This window comes from Halomonas sp. KX33721, assembly GCF_001596805.1.
Taxonomy (GTDB): Bacteria; Pseudomonadota; Gammaproteobacteria; order Pseudomonadales; family Halomonadaceae; genus Vreelandella; species Vreelandella aquamarina.
In genome coordinates, this window is sequence record NZ_LVIA01000069.1 from 1 (window position 1) to 5,981 (window position 5,981).

The 5,981-nt window shown below is 68.9% G+C and carries 6 protein-coding genes; all 6 read right to left on the reverse strand.

All coding sequences use genetic code 11. From position 1 onward, the window contains the following. A partial coding sequence (locus tag A3220_RS16215) for a sigma 54-interacting transcriptional regulator (protein WP_128082452.1) occupies window positions 1-1,329 on the reverse strand: 1,329 nt, incomplete at its 3' end. A gap of 199 nt (window positions 1,330-1,528) precedes the next feature. Continuing rightward, window positions 1,529-1,978, reverse strand: coding sequence for a cyanase (cynS, locus tag A3220_RS16220; protein WP_062375986.1), 450 nt, complete (start codon window positions 1,976-1,978; stop codon window positions 1,529-1,531). A 68-nt stretch (window positions 1,979-2,046) separates the two neighbouring features. After that, a complete protein-coding gene (locus tag A3220_RS16225; protein WP_083602288.1) occupies window positions 2,047-2,985 on the reverse strand; it encodes an ABC transporter ATP-binding protein in 939 nt (312 codons plus the stop codon). Then, complete coding sequence (ntrB, locus tag A3220_RS16230; RefSeq protein ID WP_062375988.1) at window positions 2,975-3,823, reverse strand: nitrate ABC transporter permease; 849 nt, start codon at window positions 3,821-3,823, stop codon at window positions 2,975-2,977. Before ntrB ends, A3220_RS16225 begins: the two co-directional genes overlap by 11 nt. A 32-nt stretch (window positions 3,824-3,855) precedes the next feature. Then, window positions 3,856-5,244 (reverse strand): ABC transporter substrate-binding protein, encoded by a 1,389-nt coding sequence (locus tag A3220_RS16235; RefSeq protein WP_022524340.1) that lies wholly within the window; start codon window positions 5,242-5,244, stop codon window positions 3,856-3,858. 30 nt (window positions 5,245-5,274) lie between these two features. Then, window positions 5,275-5,981: FAD-dependent oxidoreductase (locus tag A3220_RS16240; RefSeq protein ID WP_164834408.1), on the reverse strand; the 707-nt coding region annotated here is incomplete at its 5' end.

Sequence of the window (5,981 nt, forward strand, 5' to 3'; positions counted from 1 at the left end):
CCCGGCCGCCATCTCCTGCTCCCCGGGGAGGAAGCGCTCCACGTCCTCCGCCTCCAGGGCCGCCCGATCGGTCAGCAGCACCATGCGCTCGATCACGTTGCCCAGCTCGCGGATATTGCCCGGCCAGGGGTAGGCCTGCAGGCGCTCCAGCGCCCCGCCGGTGAGGTGGACGTTGCGCTGGTTGGCCTGGTTGATCCGGTTGAGGTGGTGCAGCGCCAGGGCCGGGATATCGCCGCTGCGCTCGGCCAGGGAGGGAAGCCGGATCGGGATGACGTTGAGCCGGTAGTAGAGGTCCTGGCGGAAGGCGCCCCGGGCCACCTCCTCCTCGAGGTGGCGGTTGGTGGCCGCCACCAGACGCACGTCGATGGCGAGTTCACTCTTGCCGCCCAGCCGGGTGATCGACCCCTCCTGCAGGGTGCGCAGCAGCTTGGTCTGCATGGCCAGGGGCAGTTCGCCGATCTCGTCGAGAAAGAGGGTGCCGCCGTCGGCCTGCTCGAAGGAGCCCTGGCGCAGCGACTGGGCGCCGGTGAAGGCGCCCTTCTCGTAGCCGAAGAGCTCGGACTCGAACAGGGTCTCCGGAATCGCCGCACAGTTGACCTTGATGAAGGGCGCCTCCCGCCGCGGGCTAGCCAGGTGCAGGGCCCGGGCGAAGAGCTCCTTGCCGGTGCCCGACTCCCCCAGCAGCAGCACGCTGGCGGTGGAGTCGGAGACCTGCTCGAGCTCCGTCACCGCCTGGAGCAGCCGCGGGGAGCTGCCGACGATGCCGTAGCGGCTGGCGCTGGAGGCCAGCGCCCGGGAGAGCAGCCGGTTCTGCTGCCGGAGGGATTCGGTGCGCGCCTGCATCTGGGCGTGCAGCTGCAGCAGCTGGCCGGCATAGGCCGCCAGCAGCTTGAGCATCTGCAGGTCATCCGCCAGGGGGCGCGGGCGGCGCCGTATCCGATGGCAGGCCAGCACCCCCAGGGTGCGCTCGGCCACCCGGATCGGCTGGGCGATGAAGGAGACCGGGCCCTCCGGCAGCCGGCTGCGCGCCACCATCCGCCCCAGAAAGAGCGGGTCGCGGTCGATATTCTGGCAGACCATCAGCTGGCCGGTGGCCAGCACCCGGCCGGTGATCCCCTCGTGGAGCCCGTAGCGGCCCCGGGAGACCTCCTCCCGGGTCAGCCCGTAGGCGTAGCGGATCTCGCCGTGGCGGCCCGCCGCGTCCAGCAGCACGATCCGCCCCCGGTTGAGTCCCAGCAGCTCCGACAGCAGGTGCAGCATCTCCTGGAGCGCCGGCCCCGGGTCCGTCTTGCGCCCCGCCAGCGCCATCACCTGCTGCAGCAGCAGCATCTCCCGGGCCCGCCAGAAGGCGGGAGAGCGCTCGCTGTCGGGCTCCTCGGCCCGGCGTCCGCTCCGCTGCCGCGAAACCCGGCCTGTCTCCGTCTCGCACTCCCTCTCCATGTCGCTCCTCCCGCAACGCAGATGCCCCCGGCCGGGCCGGGGGCAAGGCATCGCGCCTCACGGCGCCTGTTCTCTGGTCGACGCCGGCTCAGTAGCTCTTGTAGGGCAGGAACTTGCCCGACAGCACCACCTTGACCCGGTCGCCGTTGGGGTTCTCCTCGCGCTGGATATCCATGGAGAAGTCGATGGCGCTCATGATGCCGTCGCCGAACTCCTCGTGGATCAGCTCCTTGATGGTGGTGCCGTAGACGCTGACCACCTCGTACCAGCGGTAGATCAGCGGGTCGCTGGGCACCTCGGTGGGCAGCGACCCCTTGTAGGGCACCACCTGCAGCCAGGCCACCGCCTCGTCGGGCAGGTCGAAGATCTCGCCCAGCACCTCGGCCTGCTGCTTGTTGAAGGTCATCTGGCCGAGGCAGCCGGCGGTGGTCCACTCCTTGCTCAGGCCCACGGCCTGGGCCACGTCGCTCCACTTCACGCCCTTGCTCACCTTGGCGGAGAGGATCATCTCGGTCACTTGCTTGCGGTCGGTAATCATCGTGGTTTCTCCTGGTCACTCATCGAGGGGTACTGGGTAAAAGAAGCCGAGCGGGAAGCATCCCCGCCTCAGGCCGGGCCTGCCGCGACGCGGCGGGGCGTATTCGTCGGCGGCTCATCATCCCGGGAGGCGACGACCTTCAGGGAGTCGAGCCCCGGCCGCACCACCCTGGGCTCGCCGTAGGCGGCCTTGAGGTCGCGCGTCTCCTGGAGCTTCTTCGAGCGGTGCACCAGGAAGTCTACCAGATGGTTGCGCAGCCGGTAGAACTGGGGGTCGTGGTGCATCGTCTCCCGCTGCCGCTCCCGGGGCAGCGTATTGATGACGATCTCGGCGATATGGGCCCGGGGGCCGTTGCTCATCAGCAGGATCTTGTCGGCCAGCAGGATCGCCTCGTCCACGTCGTGGGTGATCATGAAGACCGTCTGACGGGTATCGGCGCAGATCCTGAGCAGCTCGTCCTGGATCACGCCCCGGGTCAGGGCGTCCAGGGCGCCGAAGGGCTCGTCCATCAGCAGCATCTTGGGCTCCACCGCGAAGGCCCGGGCGATGCCGACCCGCTGCTTCATGCCGCCGGAGAGCTCCGCGGGCTTCTTCTTCTCGGCACCGGTCAGCCCGACCATCTTCAGGAAGCGGGCGCCGTGCTCGGCCACCTGGTTGCGCGACCACCCCGGATGGCGGGAGCGCACCGCAAAGGCAATGTTCTCCTCCACGCTCAGCCAGGGCAGCAGCGCATGGCCCTGGAACACCACGCCGCGATCAAGGCTCGGGCCGTCCACCTCCTTGCCGTCCATCACGATGCCCCCGCGGCTGGCCTGCTCCAGGCCGGCCAGGGCGTTGAGGATGGTGCTCTTGCCGCACCCCGAGTGGCCGATGATGCAGATGAACTCGCCCTTGTGGATGGAGAAGCTCACGTTCTCGAACACCGGAGGCAGATCGCTGCGATACTGCTTGGCCAGGCCCTCCACCTTGACGAAGGGCACTTCGCTGTCTTTCACATCATTCGACATAGGTCACCTTCCTCTGCAGTTGGGCAAACATCAGGTCCAGCAGCATGCCGATCAGGCCGATCATCAGGACCGCGAAGATCACGTTGTTCAGCGACAGGTTGTTCCACTCGTTCCAGACGAAGTAGCCGATCCCGGTCCCGCCCACGAGCATCTCGGCGGCGACGATGACCAGCCAGGCGATGCCCATGGAGATCCGCATGCCGGTGATGATGGTGGGCGCCGCGGCGGGCAGGATCACCCGGAAGGCCTTGCGCAGGGGGTTCACCTCCAGGGTTCGCGCCACGTCCAGCCAGTCCTTGCGCACCCCCGCCACGCCGAAGGCGGTATTGACCAGCATCGGCCAGATGGAGCAGATGAAGATCACGAAGATGGCCGAGATGGTGGAGTCCTTGATGGTGTAGAGGGCGATGGGCATCCAGGCCAGCGGCGAGATCGGCTTGAGCACCTGGATGAAGGGGTTGAGGGTCTGGTAGAGCAGCGGCGACATGCCGATCACGAACCCCAGGGGGATGGCCACCGCCATGGCCAGCAGGAAGCCCGCCGCCACCCGCCACAGGGAGTGGGCGAGCTGGATGCCGATGCCCTTGTCGTTGGGGCCGTTGTCGTAGAAGGGGCTGGCCAGGTGGCCCAGAGCGCTGGAGGCGAACTCGCCAGGGGTGGGAAAGCCGGAGCTGCGTTCGCTCTCCGCGGAGAGCCCCATCAGCATGGCGTACTCCGGGTCCAGCGCCTCGCCGCCACCGCTGGCGGTGACCTGGGTCGCCGCATGCCAGATGCCGACCAGCACCAGCAGCAGCAGGCAGGAGAGCAGCCCGGCGCGCAGTTTCAGTGTCTTGTCCATGGTGTTATCCTCGATTCAGTCGGCTGTCGGGCTCAGGCCCGCGACAGCGGCAGGCTCTGCAGATATTCGTCGGCCCGATGTGGGTCGAAGGTGCGGCCCATGATCTCGAAGCTGGGGTAGCCATCCAGCGGCTCCTGCTCCGCCTCGGCCATGCCGAGCTCCGCCATCTGGCGCCTGGCGTCGGTCATCAGGAACACCTCCTCGGCCAGCGCCTTGAAATCCACCTCCTGCTTCAGGTAGCCCCAGCGCTTCATCTGGGTGAGCATCCAGGTCGCCATGCCGTACCAGGGCATCGGCTCGAAGCCGGAGCGGTCGGGCTGGTCCTGGATGCCGCCCAGGCCGTCGGCGTAGCGCCCGGTCAGCGCCTGGCGAATGACGATCTCCGGCTGGTTGAGGTAGTTGGGGGTGGAGATCGCCTCGGCGATGGTGCCGAGGTTGGCCGGATCCCGGGCCATGGCGGAGGCGTTGAGCACCGCCCGATAGAGCGCGGCGAAGGTGTTGGGATTCTCCTGGATGAACGCCTCGGACATGCCGAAGGAGCAGCAGGGGTGGCCGTTCCAGATCTCCTTGGTCAGCAGGTGCAGGAAGCCGATCTGGTCGTAGACGGCGCGCTGGTTGAAGGGGTCCGGCCCCAGGAAGCCGTCGATGTTGCCGGCGCGCAGGTTGGCCACCATCTCCGGGGGCGGCGTGACCCGAAGCTGGACGTCGTTGTCCGGGTCGAGGCCGTGCTCGGCCAGGTAGTGGCGCAGCAGGAAGTTGTGCATGGAGTATTCGAAGGGGATGGCGAAGCGGAAGCCCTTCCAGTTGCGCGGGTCGCGGTTGTCCTTGTGCTTCATGGCCAGGGTGATGGCCTGGCCGTTGGTGTTCTGGATGGTGGCCACGCGCATGGCCTGTCGCGACGAGCCGAGCCCCAGGGAGATGGCCAGCGGCATGGGCGCCAGGAAGTGGGAGGCGTCCAGCTCGCCGTTGAGCATCTGGTCGCGCACCAGGGCCCAGCCCGAGCTCTTGATCAGCGAGACGTTCAGCCCCTGTTCGGCGTAGAAGCCCAGCGGGTCGGACATGATCAGCGGCGTGGCACAGTTGATGGGAATGAAGCCCACCCGCAGGTCCTTCTTCTCCAGCGGCCCCTGGCGCTCCTCGGCCATGGCCTGCAGGCTCTCCATGGGCAGCACGCTGGCGATGGCCGCCATGGCGCTGCCCATGCCCACCGCCTTGAGGAAGCGCCGCCGGGTGGCATCGTGGGGAAACAGCGCCTTGACCGCCGCCGCCTCCACGAAGTCCCGGGAGAGGGTATCGGGGTCCTGCGCCCTCGCCTGCCTGGCCGCTGCATCGTGGTCCGCCTGGCTCTGGTGCTGGCCGCAGCTGCAGCCGCCCAGGCGGGAGTCGCTCGAGTAGGGACGGTAGATATTGTTGTCGCTCATGGCTTGTCCTCGAAGGTGTTGTGCAAGGGGTCAGGCGGCGCGGCGGCCGGCGCCCACGCTCAGGGTGGCCAGGACGCGCTCGCCCTGGCGCTGTTCCATCTCGAGCCGCTCCGCGTCGTCGCTGACCGTGACCCAGTCGGCATCGGGATCCGGCCGGCCGCTCAGGGTGATCGGCAGCTGCCGGGTCTTGAGGCGCACCACCGGCACCGCGTGGCGGTAGCCCGGGTGGTCACGCTCCAGCAGCGCATGGGCCAGGGCCTCGGCCTGGCGCGCCAGCGGTTCGATGAAGCGACATGGCTGGCCCTCGATGGCGATGCAATCGCCCAGGGCGAAGATGCCGGGCACGCTGGTGGCCAGGGTGCGCCCGTCCACGCAGATCCCGCCGGCGAAGTCGAGCCCGGCCTGACGCGCCAGGCGCGGCTCGGTGGCAAGCCCGGTGGCGGCGACCACCTGATCCACCACCAGCCGCTCGCCGTCGGCCAGCTGCACCACCCGCTCCCCCGCCGCGTTGCGTTCGACGCCCGCGACCGCGACGTTCGGGCGCACCGCGATGCCCAGCGCCCGCTGGGCCGCCAGCAGGCGACGCCCGGCGGCCTCCGGCAGCAGTCCGGCCAGGGGGTAGGCGTGGCGGTCCAGCAGGCTCACGCGATGACCGGCCCGGGCGAGATCCTCGGCCAGCTCGCAGCCGACCATGCCGCCCCCACCACCGCCACCCGCGCCGGCCCGTCGGCCAGGGC

Bases quoted from the DNA above. Each gene is read 5' to 3' on its own strand.
- A3220_RS16225 (WP_083602288.1), bottom strand. From the start codon at position 2,985: ATGTCGAATGATGTGAAAGACAGCGAAGTGCCCTTCGTCAAGGTGGAG.
- ntrB (WP_062375988.1), bottom strand. From the start codon at position 3,823: ATGGACAAGACACTGAAACTGCGCGCCGGGCTGCTCTCCTGCCTGCTG.
- cynS (WP_062375986.1), bottom strand. From the start codon at position 1,978: ATGATTACCGACCGCAAGCAAGTGACCGAGATGATCCTCTCCGCCAAG.
- A3220_RS16235 (WP_022524340.1), bottom strand. From the start codon at position 5,244: ATGAGCGACAACAATATCTACCGTCCCTACTCGAGCGACTCCCGCCTG.